General features: G+C 70.0%; 14 protein-coding genes and 2 pseudogenes. 10 read left to right on the top strand and 6 right to left on the bottom strand.

Annotation, left to right across the window (positions count from 1 at the left end; translation table 11 throughout):
• The first annotated feature begins 132 nt into the window (after positions 1-132).
• From ACFVHB_RS38640 to ACFVHB_RS38630, 3 genes are read left to right on the top strand one after another with little or no spacing between them, the layout of a single operon-like run.
• A complete protein-coding gene (locus ACFVHB_RS38640; RefSeq protein WP_380332300.1) occupies positions 133-1116 on the top strand; it encodes an ATP-binding cassette domain-containing protein in 984 nt (327 codons plus the stop codon).
• Positions 1106-1873 carry an ABC transporter permease gene (locus ACFVHB_RS38635; RefSeq protein ID WP_380332298.1) on the top strand — a complete coding sequence of 256 codons (768 nt, stop codon included), beginning with the start codon at positions 1106-1108 and terminating at the stop codon, positions 1871-1873. The genes ACFVHB_RS38640 and ACFVHB_RS38635 overlap by 11 nt, the downstream gene beginning before the upstream one ends.
• Positions 1873-4134 carry an ATP-binding cassette domain-containing protein gene (locus tag ACFVHB_RS38630; protein ID WP_380332295.1) on the top strand — a complete coding sequence of 754 codons (2262 nt, stop codon included), beginning with the start codon at positions 1873-1875 and terminating at the stop codon, positions 4132-4134. The genes ACFVHB_RS38635 and ACFVHB_RS38630 overlap by 1 nt, the downstream gene beginning before the upstream one ends.
• 245 nt (positions 4135-4379) lie before the next feature.
• Here ACFVHB_RS38630 and ACFVHB_RS38625 read toward each other — a convergent pair whose 3' ends face one another.
• Entirely contained in the window at positions 4380-5033 is a 654-nt protein-coding gene (locus ACFVHB_RS38625) for a LysE family translocator (RefSeq protein ID WP_380332292.1), read from the bottom strand.
• 249 nt (positions 5034-5282) lie between these two features.
• Between ACFVHB_RS38625 and ACFVHB_RS38620 the strand changes: the two genes are divergently transcribed.
• The 4 genes from ACFVHB_RS38620 to ACFVHB_RS38605 all read left to right on the top strand — a co-directional run bounded on the left by ACFVHB_RS38620 (position 5283) and on the right by ACFVHB_RS38605 (position 9739).
• Positions 5283-5585 (top strand): putative quinol monooxygenase, encoded by a 303-nt coding sequence (locus tag ACFVHB_RS38620; protein ID WP_380332289.1) that lies wholly within the window; start codon positions 5283-5285, stop codon positions 5583-5585.
• 211 nt (positions 5586-5796) lie between these two features.
• The gene (locus tag ACFVHB_RS38615) at positions 5797-6495 is read left to right on the top strand and encodes a hypothetical protein (protein WP_380332286.1); all 699 of its coding nucleotides are present in this window, start codon (positions 5797-5799) and stop codon (positions 6493-6495) included.
• A 490-nt stretch (positions 6496-6985) separates the two neighbouring features.
• Positions 6986-9145 (top strand): HEAT repeat domain-containing protein, encoded by a 2160-nt coding sequence (locus ACFVHB_RS38610; RefSeq protein WP_380332283.1) that lies wholly within the window; start codon positions 6986-6988, stop codon positions 9143-9145.
• 174 nt (positions 9146-9319) lie between these two features.
• Entirely contained in the window at positions 9320-9739 is a 420-nt protein-coding gene (locus tag ACFVHB_RS38605) for a CBS domain-containing protein (protein WP_380332280.1), read from the top strand.
• A gap of 1181 nt (positions 9740-10920) precedes the next feature.
• Here the strand turns inward: ACFVHB_RS38605 and ACFVHB_RS38600 are convergent.
• Together ACFVHB_RS38600 and ACFVHB_RS38595 are read right to left on the bottom strand one after the other, a co-directional pair.
• A complete protein-coding gene (locus tag ACFVHB_RS38600; RefSeq protein ID WP_380332277.1) occupies positions 10921-11727 on the bottom strand; it encodes a hypothetical protein in 807 nt (268 codons plus the stop codon).
• Positions 11708-12427 carry a hypothetical protein gene (locus ACFVHB_RS38595; RefSeq protein WP_380332274.1) on the bottom strand — a complete coding sequence of 240 codons (720 nt, stop codon included), beginning with the start codon at positions 12425-12427 and terminating at the stop codon, positions 11708-11710. Before ACFVHB_RS38595 ends, ACFVHB_RS38600 begins: the two co-directional genes overlap by 20 nt.
• 156 nt (positions 12428-12583) lie before the next feature.
• On the opposite strand from ACFVHB_RS38595, the gene ACFVHB_RS38590 reads away from it, so the two are divergent.
• On the top strand, positions 12584-12775 hold the full coding sequence (locus tag ACFVHB_RS38590) for a hypothetical protein (RefSeq protein ID WP_380332303.1): 192 nt from the start codon (positions 12584-12586) through the stop codon (positions 12773-12775).
• A 115-nt stretch (positions 12776-12890) separates the two neighbouring features.
• Here ACFVHB_RS38590 and ACFVHB_RS38585 read toward each other — a convergent pair whose 3' ends face one another.
• Together ACFVHB_RS38585 and ACFVHB_RS38580 are read right to left on the bottom strand one after the other, a co-directional pair.
• Positions 12891-13826: a zeta toxin family protein gene (locus tag ACFVHB_RS38585; protein WP_380332271.1), complete on the bottom strand. Its 936-nt coding sequence runs from the start codon at positions 13824-13826 to the stop codon at positions 12891-12893.
• The gene (locus ACFVHB_RS38580) at positions 13810-14130 is read right to left on the bottom strand and encodes a hypothetical protein (RefSeq protein ID WP_380332268.1); all 321 of its coding nucleotides are present in this window, start codon (positions 14128-14130) and stop codon (positions 13810-13812) included. The genes ACFVHB_RS38585 and ACFVHB_RS38580 overlap by 17 nt, the downstream gene beginning before the upstream one ends.
• Positions 14131-14516: 386 nt before the next feature.
• Between ACFVHB_RS38580 and ACFVHB_RS38575 the strand changes: the two are divergent.
• A pseudogene (locus ACFVHB_RS38575) lies at positions 14517-15134 on the top strand (endonuclease/exonuclease/phosphatase family protein); the annotation flags it as partial.
• A 76-nt stretch (positions 15135-15210) separates the two neighbouring features.
• The gene (locus ACFVHB_RS38570) at positions 15211-15486 is read left to right on the top strand and encodes a hypothetical protein (RefSeq protein ID WP_380332306.1); all 276 of its coding nucleotides are present in this window, start codon (positions 15211-15213) and stop codon (positions 15484-15486) included.
• A gap of 7 nt (positions 15487-15493) precedes the next feature.
• Here ACFVHB_RS38570 and ACFVHB_RS38565 read toward each other — a convergent pair.
• A pseudogene (locus ACFVHB_RS38565) lies at positions 15494-15577 on the bottom strand (transposase); the annotation flags it as partial.

Here is a 15577-nt window from a genome sequence, read left to right as displayed (position 1 = left end):
GCGACGAAGCTCAGCACCGTCGCGGGGGGCGGGGCGGCGCGGCCGCCCGCGCCGCCCCCCCCCACACCACCCCCCGCCCCCCCCCCCGCCCGGCCCGGCGCCCGAACAGCGATACGCACGCGAGGAGAATCCGTGATCACAGTGCGCGGCCTGGCCCGGCAGTTCACAGTCCGCAAGCAGACCGTCGATGCGGTGCGGGGCATCGACTTCGACGTGGCCGCCGGGGAACTGGTCGGGTTCCTGGGTCCCAACGGGGCCGGCAAGACCACCACCTTACGCATGCTCACCACCCTGCTGCGCCCCACCGGGGGCAGCGCCACCATCGGCGGGTGCGACCTGCTGACCGACCCGGAGGGTGTCCGCCGCCGGATCGGCTACGTCGCCCAGGGCGGCTCCACCTGGCCGGAGTCCAGGGTCGGTGAGGAGATCGAGCTCCAGGCCCGGCTGTACGGGCTGCCGCCGGCCGAGGCCCGGCGGCGCGGAGCGCTGCTCGCTGAACAGCTCGACCTGGCCGGCCTGGACCAGCGCCCCACCAAGACGCTCTCCGGCGGCCAGCGCCGCCGGCTCGACATCGCGCTCGGCCTGGTGCACGAGCCGGCCCTCTTCTTCCTGGACGAGCCCACCACCGGTCTGGACCCGCAGAGCCGGGCCAACCTGTGGGACCACGTCCGCCGGCTGCGCGCCGAACGGGGAGTGACGGTCTTCCTCACCACCCACTACCTCGACGAGGCCGACGCCCTCTGCGACCGGATCCTGGTGACCGACCACGGCAGGATCGTGGCCACCGGGACGCCCGACGAGCTCAAGGCCCAGGTCGCCGGCGACTCGGTGACCGTCGGCGTCGCCGACCGGGCCGCCGAGACCGCCGACATCGCCCGGCGGCTGCCCGGCGCGCACGAGATCACCGTGGTGGCCGACACGGTGCGGTTCCGGGTCCCGCGCGGCGACGCCGCACTGCCCGAGCTGCTCCGCGCCCTGGACGGCCGGCAGATCGCGATGACCTCGGTGACGGTCAACCGCCCCACCCTCGACGACGTCTTCCTCAGCCTCACCGGCCGCTCCCTGCGCGACGACGAGGCCGTCCCCCCGGCCGTGGAGGCCGCTCATGCTGCGTGACACCTGGCTCATCTTCCACCGCGACATGACGCTGTCGCTGCGCAATCCCACCTGGCTGATCATCGGGATCATGCAGCCGCTGCTCTACCTGTTCCTCTTCGGACCGCTGATGGTGACGACCGTCGAGCACACCCCCGGCTTCCCGCCCGGCGACGCGTGGGTGGTGCTGACCCCCGCGCTCATCGTGCAGACGGCCCTGTTCAGCGGTGCGTTCGCCGGCGTCGGGTTGCTCAGCGAGTACCGGACCGGCGTGGTCGACCGGTTCCGCGGCACCCCGGCCAGCCGATCCGCCCTGCTGCTCGGGAAGGTGCTGGCCCAGGCCGTCCAGGCCGCGGCGCAGGCCGTGCTGATCGTGCTGGTGACGATGCTCGTCTTCGGCCTCGACGCACCGGCGGGCGGCATGCTGCTGAGCCTCCTGCTCGCGGCGGTGCTGGCCGTCACGCTCTCCTCGGCCTCGTACGCGTTGGCGCTGCTGCTCAAGAGCGAGGCGGCCTTCCCACCGCTGCTGAACGCCGTGCTGCTGCCGCTGCTGCTGCTCTCCGGCGTGCTGCTGCCGGTCACCGAACAGCTCGCCCCCGGGTGGCTCTACCACCTGGCCCGGCTCAACCCGCTGACCTACGTGGTCGACGGCGAACGCGCCGCGTTCCGGGGGGACGTGGGATCAACCGACCTGCTGGCCGGCTCGCTCGCCCTGGTGGGCATGGCCGCGCTGGCCCTGTTCTGGGGCACCCGGACGTTCCGGAAGGAGAACGCCTAGTGGCCACCGAGTACATCGAGGTGGCCGGTGCGCGGGAGAACAACCTCAAGAACGTCTCGGTGCGCATCCCGAAGCGGTGCCTCACGGTCTTCACCGGTGTCTCCGGCTCCGGCAAGTCCTCCCTGGTGTTCGACACCATCGCGGCCGAGGCGCAGCGTCAGCTGAACGAGACCTTCACCGCCTTCGTCCGCAACTTCCTGCCCGACCACGGTCGTCCGGAGCTGGACACCATCGAGAACATCTCCGCCGCGGTCGTCATCGACCAGAAGCGCCTGGGCGGCAACCCACGCTCCACCGTCGGCACGGTCACCGACCTCAACCCGCTGCTGCGGCTGCTGTTCTCCCGCGCGGGCGACCCGGCCGGCCTGCCGCCGAGCGCCTTCTCGTTCAACGACCCCCGGGGCATGTGCCCGGCCTGCCAGGGCCTGGGCACCGTCGTCCGGCTCGACCTGGACAAGTTCCTCGACCGGAGCAGGTCACTCAACGGGGGCGCGTTGCTGCACCCCGACTTCTCCACCGACAGCTGGTACTGGCTGAGTTACGTCGTCTCGGGCCTGTTCGACCCGGACCAGCCGCTCGCCGAGTTCACCGAGGACCAGTGGCAGTCGCTGCTGCACGGCGAACTCCCGCGGAAGCTGAAGCTGGTGTGGCAGGGCAACACGCTGAACGTCACGTACGAGGGCCTGGTCGACAAGTTCACCCGGGTCTACCTCAAGAAGGAGGACATGTCGGAGCGCAGCCGCCAGGTCCTCCTGCGGTACGTGAGCTCCGCCCCCTGCCGGGACTGCGGCGGCACCCGCCTCGCGCCCGCCGCCCGGGCCGTCCGCATCGCCGGGTACCCCATCGCCGACCTCAGCGCGATGGAGGCCGAGCACTTGGCGGCGACCCTGGCCGCCCTGGACCTGCCCCACGTCAAGCCCGTCCTGAACGACCTGGTGGCCCGCCTCCTGCACCTGGTCGACATCGGCCTCGGCTACCTGAGCCCGGACCGGGAGACCCGCACGCTCTCCGGCGGGGAGTCCCAACGGATCAAGACGGTCCGCCATCTCGGCAGCAGTCTCACCGAGATGATGTACGTCTTCGACGAGCCGAGCGTCGGCCTGCACCCACGGGACGTCCACCGGCTCAAGGACTTGTTGGTCCGGCTGCGGGACAAGGGCAACACCGTGCTGGTGGTCGAGCACGACCCGGACGTGATGGCCATCGCCGACCACGTGGTGGACATGGGCCCGAAGGCCGGTGCCCTCGGCGGCGAAGTGGTCTTCGAGGGGAGCTTCGCCGAACTCGCCGAGGCCGACACCCTCACCGGCGCCTTCCTGCGGCGACGCCTGCCGCTGCGGACCGAGCCCCGCCGCCCCACCGGAACCCTCACCGTCAGCGGCGCGCGCAGCAACAACCTCAAGGACGTCAGCGTCGACTTTCCCACCGGGGTGCTGACCGTGGTCACCGGCGTGGCCGGCTCCGGCAAGAGCTCGCTGGTCAACGACGAGTTCCTGAGCCGCTACCCGGAGGCGATCGTGATCGACCAGTCACCCGTCGCGGGCGGCCGGCGCTCCAACACCGCCACCTACACCGGACTGCTGGACGGCATCCGCAAGCTGTTCGCCAAGGCCAACGGCGTCAGCGCCTCACTCTTCAGTGCCAACTCCAAGGGCGCCTGCCAGAACTGCCAGGGGCTCGGCCTGATCTACACCGACCTCGCGTTCATGGAGGCGCTGAAGTCCGTGTGCGAGGCCTGCGAGGGACGCCGGTTCTCCCGGGACGTCCTCGACTTCCGTCTGCGCGGCCGGTCGATCAGCGACGTGCTCGACCTGACGGTGGCCGAGGCGGTGGAGTTCTTCACCGAGCCGAAGCTGCGTCACGTGCTGCGGGCCCTCGACGAGGTCGGCCTGGACTACGTCCGCCTCGGCCAGCCGCTCAGCACCCTCTCCGGCGGCGAGTGCCAGCGGCTCAAGCTCGCCTCGGACCTGCACCGGGTCGGCAGTGTCTACGTGATGGACGAGCCCACCACCGGTCTGCACATGTCCGACACCCACCGTCTGCTCGGCATCGTCGATCGGCTCGTGGACCAGGGCAACACGGTGATCGTCATCGAGCACAACCTCGACGTCATCCGCTCCGCCGACTGGATCATCGACCTCGGCCCCGAGGGCGGCAGCGGCGGCGGCCACGTCCTCTTCCAGGGCACCCCCACCGACCTCCTGAAAGCCCCCGGCTCCTACACCGCGGAATACCTCGCCCGCGACCTCGACCACGCCTGACACCCACCCGTCGGCCGCCCCGGTTCCGACCGCGGCAGCCGACGGGCATCCACAGGCTCCGCCGAGTCTCGAGCCCGCCTGCCAGGGGCAGATCCGGCTGACCGCCGGGGACGTCCGGCCCGACGGGCGTACCCGTCACCGCGCCGCATCCGGCCCGACGGGCGTACCCGTCACCGCGCCGCGTCCGGCCCGCGACGCCACGACGAGGCCGGGCTGGAGACGGCGGAACACGCCAGCGTGGTGGGTCAGTTGTCCCCGAGTGCCAGCTTGACGCCGAAGCCGACGAGCACCGAGCCGGTGATCGCGTCGATGCCCCGCTGCACCGAACCGCGGTTCAGCCACCGGCGGACGAGCTGGGTGCCGAAGATCAGCGCGCTGAACCACACCAGCCCCTCCACGTCGTGCACGGCCGCCAGGACGACCCCCATCGGCAGATGCGGGACGCCGCCGGGGATGAACTGCGGCAGCATCGCCATGTAGAAGACACCGTTCTTGGGGTTCAGCAGGCTGGTGCCCAGCCCGCGCGCCCAGGACCGTGCCCACGTCGCCTCCGCGGTCGTGGCTCCCGCTCCGTCCGCCGCGTCCCCCGACACGGGCCGGCCGCGCTCCTCGAGCGTCCGGCGGAGCATGCCGATCCCCAGCCACACCAGGTACCCGGCCCCGGCCACGCGCAGCGCGTCGTACAGCAGACGGGAGGCCGTGAGCACCGCCGCGGCACCGACCGCGGCGGCCACGCCCCACACGAGCACGCCGCTGAGGATCCCCAGCGCCGTCGCGAAGGCCCGGCGCCTCCCCAAGGTGATGGCGGAGCGGAGCACCAGAGCGGTGTCCAGCCCCGGCATGACGGTCAGCATGCCCGCCACGACGGCGAAGGAGGCGATGGCAGAGGAAACGGTCATCCGGCCATCCTGGAGCCGCGGCCGCGCTCACGTCCAACGCGGTCTGCTTCACTGCGCATCAGCAGGGCTGATGCCGCTGCTCGCCCGGCGCTTCGCCCCGGGAGTCGCCCGCACCGCAAGCGCCCCTCGGCCACGACGGACGGCAAGACCGGGAGCCCGCCGATCCCCGCCCGGGCCCGGGCGCGGCGGCGACCCGCCGCCGGGAAATGCCGTTTCGCGCCCGGGGCCGGTGGATCTAGGCTTCGCCGCATGTCACAGCCCGTACGACTCCTCGTCCTGATCACCACCCTGCCCGGCCGCGGCCAGGAGCAGATAGCCGCCTACGAGCGGCTCGCGCCGGTCGTGCGCGCCGAAGACGGATGCCTGCAGTACGACCTGCATCAGGTCGAGGGCGATCCCGACCGCTTCGTCCTCGTCGAGCACTGGGCATCGCGCTCCGCGCTCGCCGCTCACGACGTCACCCCGCACATGATCGAGGCCGACGCCGCCAGCCCCGCCTTCCGCGCCGGCCCCGCCGAGGTGATCGAACTCGCCCCCGACCCCCTCGCCTGAACGGCCCACCCGGCCGGGAAACCGGCGCCGGCCCGCCACCGACGCGCGGGCCGGCATTGACGCCCGAGCAGTCCGCGTGTGCGGGTCACAGGGGGAGCAACCGTCAAAGCCTGTGCGTCTCAGCGGCCGAGGCGACGACCCGTGCGCGAAGTAGCAGATGCCGGTCCGGCTCCGGTGCGCCCACCGCCTCGCCCGGCGTGGCCCATCCGGCGTGGCCGACGTTCTGGCCGAGAAGCCCCACCCGACGTGGGGGCTCGCCGCACCACCGCGCGCTACAGTGCTCGCGATCATCGGATTTCGGGGGAGGGAGTTCGGCATGGGGGAACTGCGAGGCGGCTACAGAGCGCACTTCGTGCTGGCGCTGGTGCTCGGCGGGGCCGATATGCTGTGCATGGCCTCGACCTGGCTACCCGGCGGCTACACCGTACCGAAGTGGCTCGTGATGGGTCTGCTCATCGCGTTGTTCCCGGTCCTCGCCGTCGCGCTCTTCCGTGCCCTACGCCCGGCCTGGCTGCTGCTCGGGCGTGGCAATGGCGACCGGTTCATCCGGTACGTCCTGGCGCTGCCGCCCGTCTTGAAACTCACGTACGCACTCGTCATCGCCGCGTCCGCGCTCGGCTTCGCGACCGGTGCCGGCGCGGCCGAGGATGTGCGGGCGGATGCGTCGGGCTACTACTACACGTACTGGGACACGTCGAGCCAGCCGCAGCACAGCAGCAGGGTCGACCTCACCGAACCCGCTTACCACGCGGCACTGAAGAGCCAACTCCGGATCTTCAGCGCCGGCCCGACGCTGTTCTACGCGTTGAGCAGCTTCCTGGTCCTCGCCTCGGCCTCGTCGGCCGCCGCCCGCGCGCGGACGGCCCCGAGGCGTTCGTCCGGCTCCGCGAAGCGGCCCGGGCGGTCCTGAAGTCCTACGGCGGACCGGGGCCCGCGAGTCCGTTGAGCGCTACCACCTCCCGCAGGAAGGTCAGTTGAGGTCCTGCTGCTGCCACACCCGGGGCCAACCACCCGACGGCGGGGGTGGCCCCGCGATCCCGAGGTCGCGTCGCGCACAGGCGTAGAACCTGTCCCGTGCCTGACTGATCTGGCGTTCCGCCCGTGACCACCCGGCGGGATCCTCCCTCAGGCCCCGCGCGTACAACTCCAGGTTCCACACGGCTTCGTGCCAGGCACGGGCCGCCCCGATCGTTTCGGCGTCCCCCACGAGCAGGACCGCCTCCCTGCTCGGCGTAGGCCCGCGCCCTCACCCGCGATCTGCCGCCCGCCCCGGTCGCCCCGGGCTGCTCGCCCGCGAGCTGGTCGCCGTGGGCGGCGTCGAGGGCGGCGTAGGGAAGCGCTGCCCAGCGGCCCGCTGGGCACTGGCGGCAGTGTCAGTGCCTCGTGTCACTGTGCGACCCGTGATCAACCATCTTGAGGGCGTCGACCTCGTCGACTGGTCGTCCATGGGCCACGCCTACGGCCCGGCCCACGAAGTCCCGCTGTGGCTGGAGCAGATGGCCTCGCCCGACCCCGACGTCCGGGAACGGGCCTTCAGCAGCTTCTACAGCGCGGCCCACCACCAGGGCGACGTCTACTCGTGCACGGCAGCGAGCCTGCCGTTCCTCCTCGCGCTCGCCGACGACCCCCAGGTCCCCGACCGCGCACCTGTCATCCGGCTCCTGCTCAGCATCGGCGGCGCGGCGCTGGACTGCGCCCCCGACGGCGTCTACTACAGCCCGTCCGGCCACGCGTCGACGCCCCATGCGGATGTCGTTCCCTTGATGCGTGAGCGTGTCGAGGACTTCGTCCGGCACGCGACGGACCCGGACCCGCAGGTGCGGCGGGCCGCTGTCCCGGCCCTGGGACTGTTCCTCGATGACGCCGACCGGGCGTTCGCCCTGCTGCGTGAGCGGCTGGCCGCCGAGAGCGGCACTGTGGAGCGGCTCCTGGTCATCGAGACGGCCGCGACACTGACCCGGCGACTGCCGGCCGCGCTCGGCCCGGTGACGACCTGGCTCGCCACCCTGGCCACGGACCCGGCGCTGGACGCCGACATCCGGCTCGCCGCCCTCGTCCACCGGGCCGCCTGCGCACCGGAGGCGATCGACGACGGCCTCGTCCCGACGGCGATCGACCTGCTCCAGCAGCTCACGGCCGAGCCCGAGCCCCAGGGCGAGGACGAGGACGAGGGCGAGGACGAGGGCGATGACGACGCCCGGCCGGCCGACTGCGGGCGGTGTACCTGCGCGGACGTCGCCGCCGCACCGGCGCCGAACCAGGGTGTCCCGCCACAGCTCGCCGCGGTCTTCGCCGACCTCGACCGGCACGGCCGTGTGCACGCCCCGACCACCGAGCTGCTGACCACCCTTCACCAGGTCCTGGACACGCGACTGCCCGAGCGCACCGCCCTGATCACCGCCCAACTCCGCAGTCCGGACCGGGCCACCCGGTACGACGCCATCAAGATGGCCAAGGCCCTGATCGGCTCCTGGCGCGGCGACCACTCCGCCCTCGTCCGGCTGCTCGCCGACTGCCTGCTGCCCCAGGACCCGTACACCGCCGCCGAAGCGGCCGAGACCCTCGGCCGACTCCCCGCCGCCCTCGCCGAACCCGCCCGCGACGCCCTCGCCGCCCTCGTCGAAACCCACCGCGCCGCCCATGGGCCGACGGTGTGGGCCACGCCGCACCCCCTGCTGCGCCGGGCCCACCAGGAGGCGGTCACGGCACTGGCCCGCCTCGGCGACGAGCGTGCCCTGCCCGCGCTGTTGGCGGCGCTGGACACCGACGCCGACACCTGGCGCGCGGTGCAGGTCGCCGGCCGCCTCCCCCAGGCCTCCGGGGAGCTCCTGCCTCGGCTGTCCCGGCGCCTGGCCGACGCGGACTTCTCCCAGGACTGGTACTGGTCGGACGCCTGCGCGCTGGTCGCCGCCCTGCGCCGGCTCGGCGACCCGGCGGCCGTACCCGCACTCACCACCGCCCTCACCACAGCCGTCCGGCAGGAGCAGTGGCGCGGTGCGGCCGCGGCCCTCTCCGCGCTGGCCCGCTTCGGCACCGACGCCACCTCCGCCCTGGAGACCGTCCGGCCACTCGCCGACGCCGAGGACCTGGACCTGCGCCTCGCCGCGGCAGAAGCCCTGTGGGCCCTCGAACGCGACCCCGCGGATTCCGTGCCGCGGCTGACCGCCCTGCTCGACACGCACAAGCAGCAGGACGCGGCCGACGTCCTCGGCCGGATCGGAGCGCCGGCGGCCGCGGCCCTGCCCCGCCTGCGGCAGATCCTCCGAGCCGGCCACGACGGGACCCGGCTGCACGCCGCCGCCGCGATCTTCGACATCGGCGGCCCGGCCGAGGCAGGGATCGTCCTGCCGGTGCTGCTGGAGGTCTGGGACAACAACGACTCGACCGCCCACCACGTACTGGAGTGCCTGCGGCGAATGGGCCCCGCCGCCGCGCCCGCCCTTCCCCGGATCCGCGCGGAACTCGCCCGGGCCCGCCGCAGCGGCGGCTCCTTCGGGAGCATCGAGAGCGACGAGGCACTGCAGCGGACCGGCCTCGCCGTCATCGACCAGCTGACCTGAGTCGACCGGCTCGGCCTGGTCCCGGGGGGCTGGGACCGGTGGATGCCAGGGGACCTCGTACGCGGGCTCGATGGTCCGACGTAGGGAGCCGAAGGCGCCCGGTTGCCGTTCTCCGGACCGGGTAGCCGATCGGGAGAAGCTCCCAGCCGTACCTGAAGACCTGAGGTGATCACCATGACCGAGCGGATCCAGGACGTCATGACCCAGTACCCGGTCACGGTCGGGCCGCTCACCTCCCTGACCGAGGCGGCACGGCGGATGCGCGACGCCGACATCGGCGACGTTCTCATCGTCGACGGCGAACGGCTCGACGGCGTCGTCACCGACCGCGACCTGGTCGTGCGCGGCCTCGCCGAGGGCAGGGACCCGAACGAGACGACCGTCCACGCCGTCCGCAGCCCCGACCTCGTCACCGTCGGCCCCGGCGACAGCCTCACCATGGCTGCCGAGCTGATGCGTGCGCACGCGCTGCGCCGCCTGCCCGTCACCGAGGACGGCCGGCTGGTCGGAATCGTGACGATCGGCGACCTGGCCATCGAACGGGACAGCGACTCCGCCCTCGCCGACATCAGTGCCGCCACCGCCAACCGGTGACCCCGCCTCTCGGAAAGGACCGACCGATGGGTACGCCTCCGAACGACCCCGTGCCACCCAACCCGACCCCGGCGCCCGGCCCCGGCGGGCCGGAACCCGGCACCCCACCCGGACCGGTGCCCGCGCCGGGTGGCCCGGACCCGGTGCCACCCGCGCCGCCGCAGCCCGAGCCCGATCCCCTGCCACCCCCGGCTCCCCGGCCCGAGCCCGGCCCGCAGCCCGGGCCCCTCCCGGGACCGGTCCCGGCTCCCGAGCCCATCACCTGACCAGCGCACCGGCAAGCGGCAGCGCAGCGACTCGTCCGGGCTTCCAGTCCCTGCCGGCGCGCAGCGAGGCAATCGCCTGACCTGGGCGTCCTTCCTCCGGGAAGGACGCCCAGGTGGCGCTTCTGGGCTGGGTGCCAGCCAGCGGCTAACGGCGCCGTCGTCCGGCCGCGCGGGCCTCGGCTGGGCACCAGCTGGGCAGCGGCCTCGGCGTTCTGTTGCACGACTTCCGGCATCACCGAGGTGTAGGCGTCCGCCGTGATCTGGATGGTCAGGGCCGCAGCATCGCTGAGATGACCTTCACGCCCCCCTCCAGCGGCCAGCGCCAGCGAAGTCGCGCTGTACCGCAGGCCGTGCAGCCGGAGGGGCGGCAGGTAGCCCAGATGCGGGCACAGCCGCAGCCGGCTCGCCCCGGGGCGAGTAGGTCCAGGTGTGCGGGTCGACGATGCCATTGGCTACGAGCCCGCGCTCGCGCTGGAAGTCGCCACACCGCCCGACGCAGCTCGTCGCCAAAACGGCCGGATTCAGTGAAGCCGAGCGCCCGCTGCACATCGGCCACAGCCGGACCCCGGTCGCCGACACGCAGGGTGTTGGCCCGCTTGACCATCCGGACGAAGTGCCGGCTTACGTAGTCAGGGTGCAGCGGCTTGCCGTCCTCGGTGGTGAACACGTGGATCGTGTCACTCCAAGCCGGCCCCAGCGCCAGCCGTTCGGCCGCTTGCCGGGGGCGGTGCGTCCGGAGAACGTCGACCGTCACCGAGTCGAGCCGTGACGGCCGTGGCCCAGCCAACCTGAATGATCTGCCACTCCACAGCCAGAGCTCTGGCATCCAGGTCCACATCAGCCCCCGGCAGGCCGATGCCCTCACCTCGGCGCAGACCGCGGAAAACGAGCAAGTGGTAGTAGGCCTAGAGCCGATCAGCGGCCACAAGGTCGAGAAACGCCCCGACCTGCTCCGGCCGCCACACCGCCACCGGGGCCGGCGACCGGTGGCATCCACGCGATAACGCGGTGCTCGGTCCGCAGCACGGGCTTCGGCCGCGGCGCGGTCTCGATCTCCACGAACAGGGCCGGGTTGTCCACGATGCGAAGCTGGCGCTTGGCGTCGTTCAGCGCCGCCCGCAGCGTGGCGTGGATGCGGGCCAAGGTGGCCGGCCCCACCGGCCGGGCTGTGCCCGCCGTGGTCGCCAGGATGGCGTCGTAGGCCGTGCGGATGTGGTTGGGGCGAAGCTTCTCCAGATCGAGGTCGCCCAGGTACGGCTTGAGCCGTTGCTCGATGTGGCCCTCGTAGCTGCGCCGGGTGTTGGCGGCCAGCTTGCGCTTACTCCCCAGCCACTCGTCCAGCCACTCCCCAACGGTCTGCCGCAACGACAGCGACAGGCCCGCGCCGAACCGGCGCTTCGTCTCGGCGTAGTCCGGCAACTGCTGAAACTGGCGGTAGTGCGCTCGGACGGCGGTCAGGATGTCGAGCCGACCGACATCGTCGCCGAGCTCCGGGATGGCCAGCAGCCGAATAGCCTGGTGAAGTTCATCGGTGGCCTCGTGCTGGGTGGTGAAGCCGCCGCGGGTGAGCTGCTGGCGACCGTGCTCCTTCCGGCCAACGTCCGTCAGCGGGATATCGACCACGTAGGACCAGGTGCCGTGCTTCTTGCTGCACGCCAGCCGCTTGCCCGCCTCGTTGTAGCGCGGTGGGCACTTGCAGCGCTTATACGTCGTGCCTTTCATGCCTTGCCTTGTTTTCGGGCTCCACTGAGCCCTGACTCGCCCCCGCTTTGAGATCGTCTTCCAGTTCGGTCAACAGCTCCCGGGTGATGTGCCCCCTGAGCGCTTGGAGTTGACGTGGCGTGGCCTCCGCCGCCCGACCAGCCAGCCGCCGGTCGCGCTCTTCCGACCAGGTCCGCTCCCAGCGCGCCAGCGCCACCAGGTTGACCCACTCCGGTGACGTGCCGACCTTGCGGGCCACGTGCCGCTCCGCATCGCTGACGGCCAGGGTGGCCCGTTCGACCAGCACCGGGTCAGCCAGCCCTGACCGCCGGGCTGCTTCCAGCAACTCGGCAGAGCTCACCACGGCAACCGGCTTGTCCACAGGCTGTGGAGTCAGTCGCCGCACGGCCTGCTGGTCGCCGGACAGCAGCGCCCGCAGGGCGGCAGCCGGCAGGTGGGCACCCGGAGCCAGCTCGATGAGCCGGTCATCTGCACCAGTGATGAAGTCGGCCGGCGCGGCGTCGAGAGCCAAGGCCAGCACCAGTACTTCCTCGATGGAGAACCGCCGCGCCCCGACCTCGCCCTGCGCCACGGTGCCCCGAATCCAGGACGTGAGGCCCTGCTGCCGGATGCGAGCAGCCGCTTCCTCCTGACGCAGGCCACGAGCCTGCCGGAGGGCCTTCAGGCCGGCCGCCAGCACGTCCCGCAGGGGTACTGCCATGGGCTCCATGGACCACCTCGTTCGACCGCACTGGAGCCATCCACGGTACGCTTTCATCTGCTCACATGCCAGAGCGTTTCATTTGTTACAAGTTGGGGCATCATCGCGCTTTGAAGTCAGAGCACCACCACCGATGAGGTGAGCCCCATGGGCGGCATGACCCGAGAAGAACTACTGCGACTGCCGGTCATCACGGACCTGGTCACGGCCGGCAAGGCGCTGGGCATCGGGCGGACGAGGGCGTTCGAGCTGGCCCGACGAGGAGAGTTTCCGGTGCCAGTGCTGCGCGTCGGCTCAACGTGGCGGGTGCCAACTGCACAATTGTTGACCTTGCTGGGCATCAACTAGGCACATGCGAACCTTCGAGAACGCTGACACCAGGGGAATTGTTCGGCGATCAAGGCCGCAACGCGAAAAATCCCCCACCACAAGTTGGCAGGGGACAAAAGTCACGAGACGAAGCTCAGATATTTGGCGAAGCTATTGAAGCTGGCCTGCTCGGAAAAGTAAGCCCTGGCGCCATCACGGGAATAGCAAGTTGTTCGATATCATCGAACCATGCGAGCCACTTCTCTCCGCCGCGCTTTATCATTTTTGCGCGCAGCGAGGAGAAGTCGGCTATGAACTGCATTGTTTCTGCGTGCGTCCAGCGTCGCTGCTGCTCTTGCGTCAGTGCGAGTGTCGTTCCACCATAAGGGTCATCGACCCAGTTGCCGTTTGAGTCGGCATCATTTCGATGGCAAACAGCGCCATCGCGGCGACGAACAACCCGCACCTTGTCGACTGGAGCGGCCCGCTGGTCTATCGCTTCAGCCGTCTCAAGAACTCCCTGGCACACTTCACGATAAGTTTCACGCAGACAGGTGCGCGCGGGCCGTGGATTATCGTCATCTTCACCGGACAGCTGGCGATAGCGATCAACGTTACTCCAAAGGCTTATAGCCCAGGGAGCAGCCACAAAATACACTTTGGCAATATAGCCCGCATCTTTGAACTTTGCGATCATTTCGATCGCGTAATTTGGATCACTCAGGGTGGAGTCCAAGATGACGTTCCAGCGGCGCTCGATGAGTAGTTCAGCTGCCCTTTTAACCCAGATGCGAGCATCCCAATTGGTGTAGAACGCGGCGGTCTCGTCATCCTCTTCCAGTAAATCGTCCCACATGGGATGGTCTACTCGAAAGGCATCTGCACTGATCTCCAAACCTCGGCCCGCAAAGATACCAAGCTTTCCTGCCATGACGCTCTTACCAGCGCCAGGCTGTCCACCGGTAAACCACACCCGAGGTTTCTCCGGACACGTGCCATCCACAAGGCGCTTTGCCTCAATATGCCTGCGGAAAACTAGCGCATTCGCGCTTGAGGAAAGAGCGTAAGCTCGCTCATCTAGGCTGCTCATAACGATCAGACCGTAGGTCGCGAATGATCGACTCGTACCGCGACACCGCTTCCGCCAATTCCTCGCCATCAAGCTCACGCAACCGGCGAAGTTCAGCGTAGTAGGGTTCTTGAGCGGCAGCGTGATGCCGAATCAACTCTTCATCACGGGGGGCGGAATTTTCCGCCTTCCATATCATCGAGCTATACTTCCCGATGATGATTCCAAGGAGATCTTGGGCAATCGGGTACAGCGGCTCTCCCTGAATATGCTTTTCCAGGGTCCCACCTGTGGCCCCGTGACCCACGAAGGTTGAGTTGGGCATGCTCTCGTCAGCCTCTCCTTGACCTACCACTGCTTACCTCCAAACTAGCGAAGCCTGGCCAGTGATGCACCCGGCCGGAGGGTGCCTCGTTGCGCGTTCGGGCATTTCTCGAAATGTCAAGACGTTACCCAAGGTAACAATACGGCAAATGGTCGCTTTATGCAACATTTGACCACGAAGCGTAGTCGCGATCACCTGGCGGGTGCCTTGAACTTAGTGGTATCTGGCCTGAATGACGAGACCCCCTTGAGGCGTCGAGTGATCCGGACGTCCCGCCCGCACCGGCACTCGGGTGAACACGTGGGCGCGCAACACCCTGAGCTCAAGTCCTGCGCGGATGCACCGAAAGACTGACTCCCAGCCTGGCCAACGACGACGGGAGCATCGTGAGCACGATCATTGGCACCTGGAACCTGGAGAACTTCTGTCGGCCCCTGCCGGCTGGTAGTACCCCGGATCCCAACAAGTGCGCGGCCAAGGACCAGGCCACCTACGACGCCAAGGTCGAAGCCCTGGCCGGCGTCATCACCGAGCTCAGCCCCGACCTGCTTGGGGTACAGGAAGTCGGCAGTCAGGAAGCCCTGGATGACCTGGTGGCCAAGCTGCCCGGCACTTGGCACACCGCCATCTCCGACCCCCGCGGCAACCGGGTCGGCGTCATCAGCCGTTTCCCGTTGCTGGATGTCCAGCAGCGCAAGGACTTCCCGGCCGGCCTTCACCCCGTCCAGGTCGAGGACGACGGCATCCCCGGCAGCCCGACCGGTGAGATGGGGCGCGGTGGCCTGGCCGTACGAGTGGAACCGACCCCCGGCCAGAGCCTCCAGGTGGCTGTCTGCCATCTCAAGTCGAAGCTGCTGACCTTCCCGAACAAGCAGCACTCCACCACCGATGAACGCCTACGCGCGCGCTACGAGGCGTACGCGCTGCTGCGCCGCACTGCCGAAGCCGTCACCATGCGTGCCCTGGCCGACGACCTGCTCCAGGGCGACGGCCGCACCCACGACGTCATCGTCCTGGGCGACCTCAACGACGAGTGGCAGGCCGCCACCACCCAGATCCTGTACGGCCCGCCGCTCCCAGATGGGCACCGGCGGCTTCGACCACCCCGACAACGGCGACGCCGAGCGACTGTGGAACCTGGCCCCGAAGATCCTGGAGCAGGGCGGGTTCTCCCGCGTCTTCGAGGGCCAGCACGAGCTGATCGACCACATCCTCATCAGCCACTCGCTGCTGGCCAAGTTCCAGACGGTGTCCACCGGCACCGACAAGCTGCCAACGGTCATGGCGGGTCAGCCGGCCGCACCGCACGACCAGCCGTCCGACCACTCGCCGGTGTTGGCAACGTTCGACTTCTAGTGCCGCATCAGGCAACGTTTGCCCTGGTGACGACTTCGCGTAGGTGCTCGTCGGCGGCGTGCTTGTTTCGCCAGATGATGTAGCGGCGGAT

Origin of the sequence: Kitasatospora sp. NPDC127111 (assembly GCF_042677465.1) — a bacterium.
GTDB lineage: Bacteria > Actinomycetota > Actinomycetes > Streptomycetales > Streptomycetaceae > Kitasatospora.
The sequence above is the reverse complement of the archived record's forward strand: the minus strand, read 5'-3'. Positions and strand labels throughout refer to the sequence as shown.

Coding starts and splice junctions, on each gene's coding strand:
- ACFVHB_RS38635 (WP_380332298.1), top strand. CDS start 1,106: ATGCTGCGTGACACCTGGCTCATCTTCCACCGCGACATGACGCTGTCG.
- ACFVHB_RS38625 (WP_380332292.1), bottom strand. CDS start 5,033: ATGACCGTTTCCTCTGCCATCGCCTCCTTCGCCGTCGTGGCGGGCATG.
- ACFVHB_RS38620 (WP_380332289.1), top strand. CDS start 5,283: ATGTCACAGCCCGTACGACTCCTCGTCCTGATCACCACCCTGCCCGGC.
- ACFVHB_RS38605 (WP_380332280.1), top strand. CDS start 9,320: ATGACCGAGCGGATCCAGGACGTCATGACCCAGTACCCGGTCACGGTC.
- ACFVHB_RS38600 (WP_380332277.1), bottom strand. CDS start 11,727: ATGAAAGGCACGACGTATAAGCGCTGCAAGTGCCCACCGCGCTACAAC.
- ACFVHB_RS38595 (WP_380332274.1), bottom strand. CDS start 12,427: ATGGCAGTACCCCTGCGGGACGTGCTGGCGGCCGGCCTGAAGGCCCTC.
- ACFVHB_RS38590 (WP_380332303.1), top strand. CDS start 12,584: ATGACCCGAGAAGAACTACTGCGACTGCCGGTCATCACGGACCTGGTC.
- ACFVHB_RS38585 (WP_380332271.1), bottom strand. CDS start 13,826: ATGAGCAGCCTAGATGAGCGAGCTTACGCTCTTTCCTCAAGCGCGAAT.
- ACFVHB_RS38580 (WP_380332268.1), bottom strand. CDS start 14,130: ATGCCCAACTCAACCTTCGTGGGTCACGGGGCCACAGGTGGGACCCTG.
- ACFVHB_RS38570 (WP_380332306.1), top strand. CDS start 15,211: ATGGGCACCGGCGGCTTCGACCACCCCGACAACGGCGACGCCGAGCGA.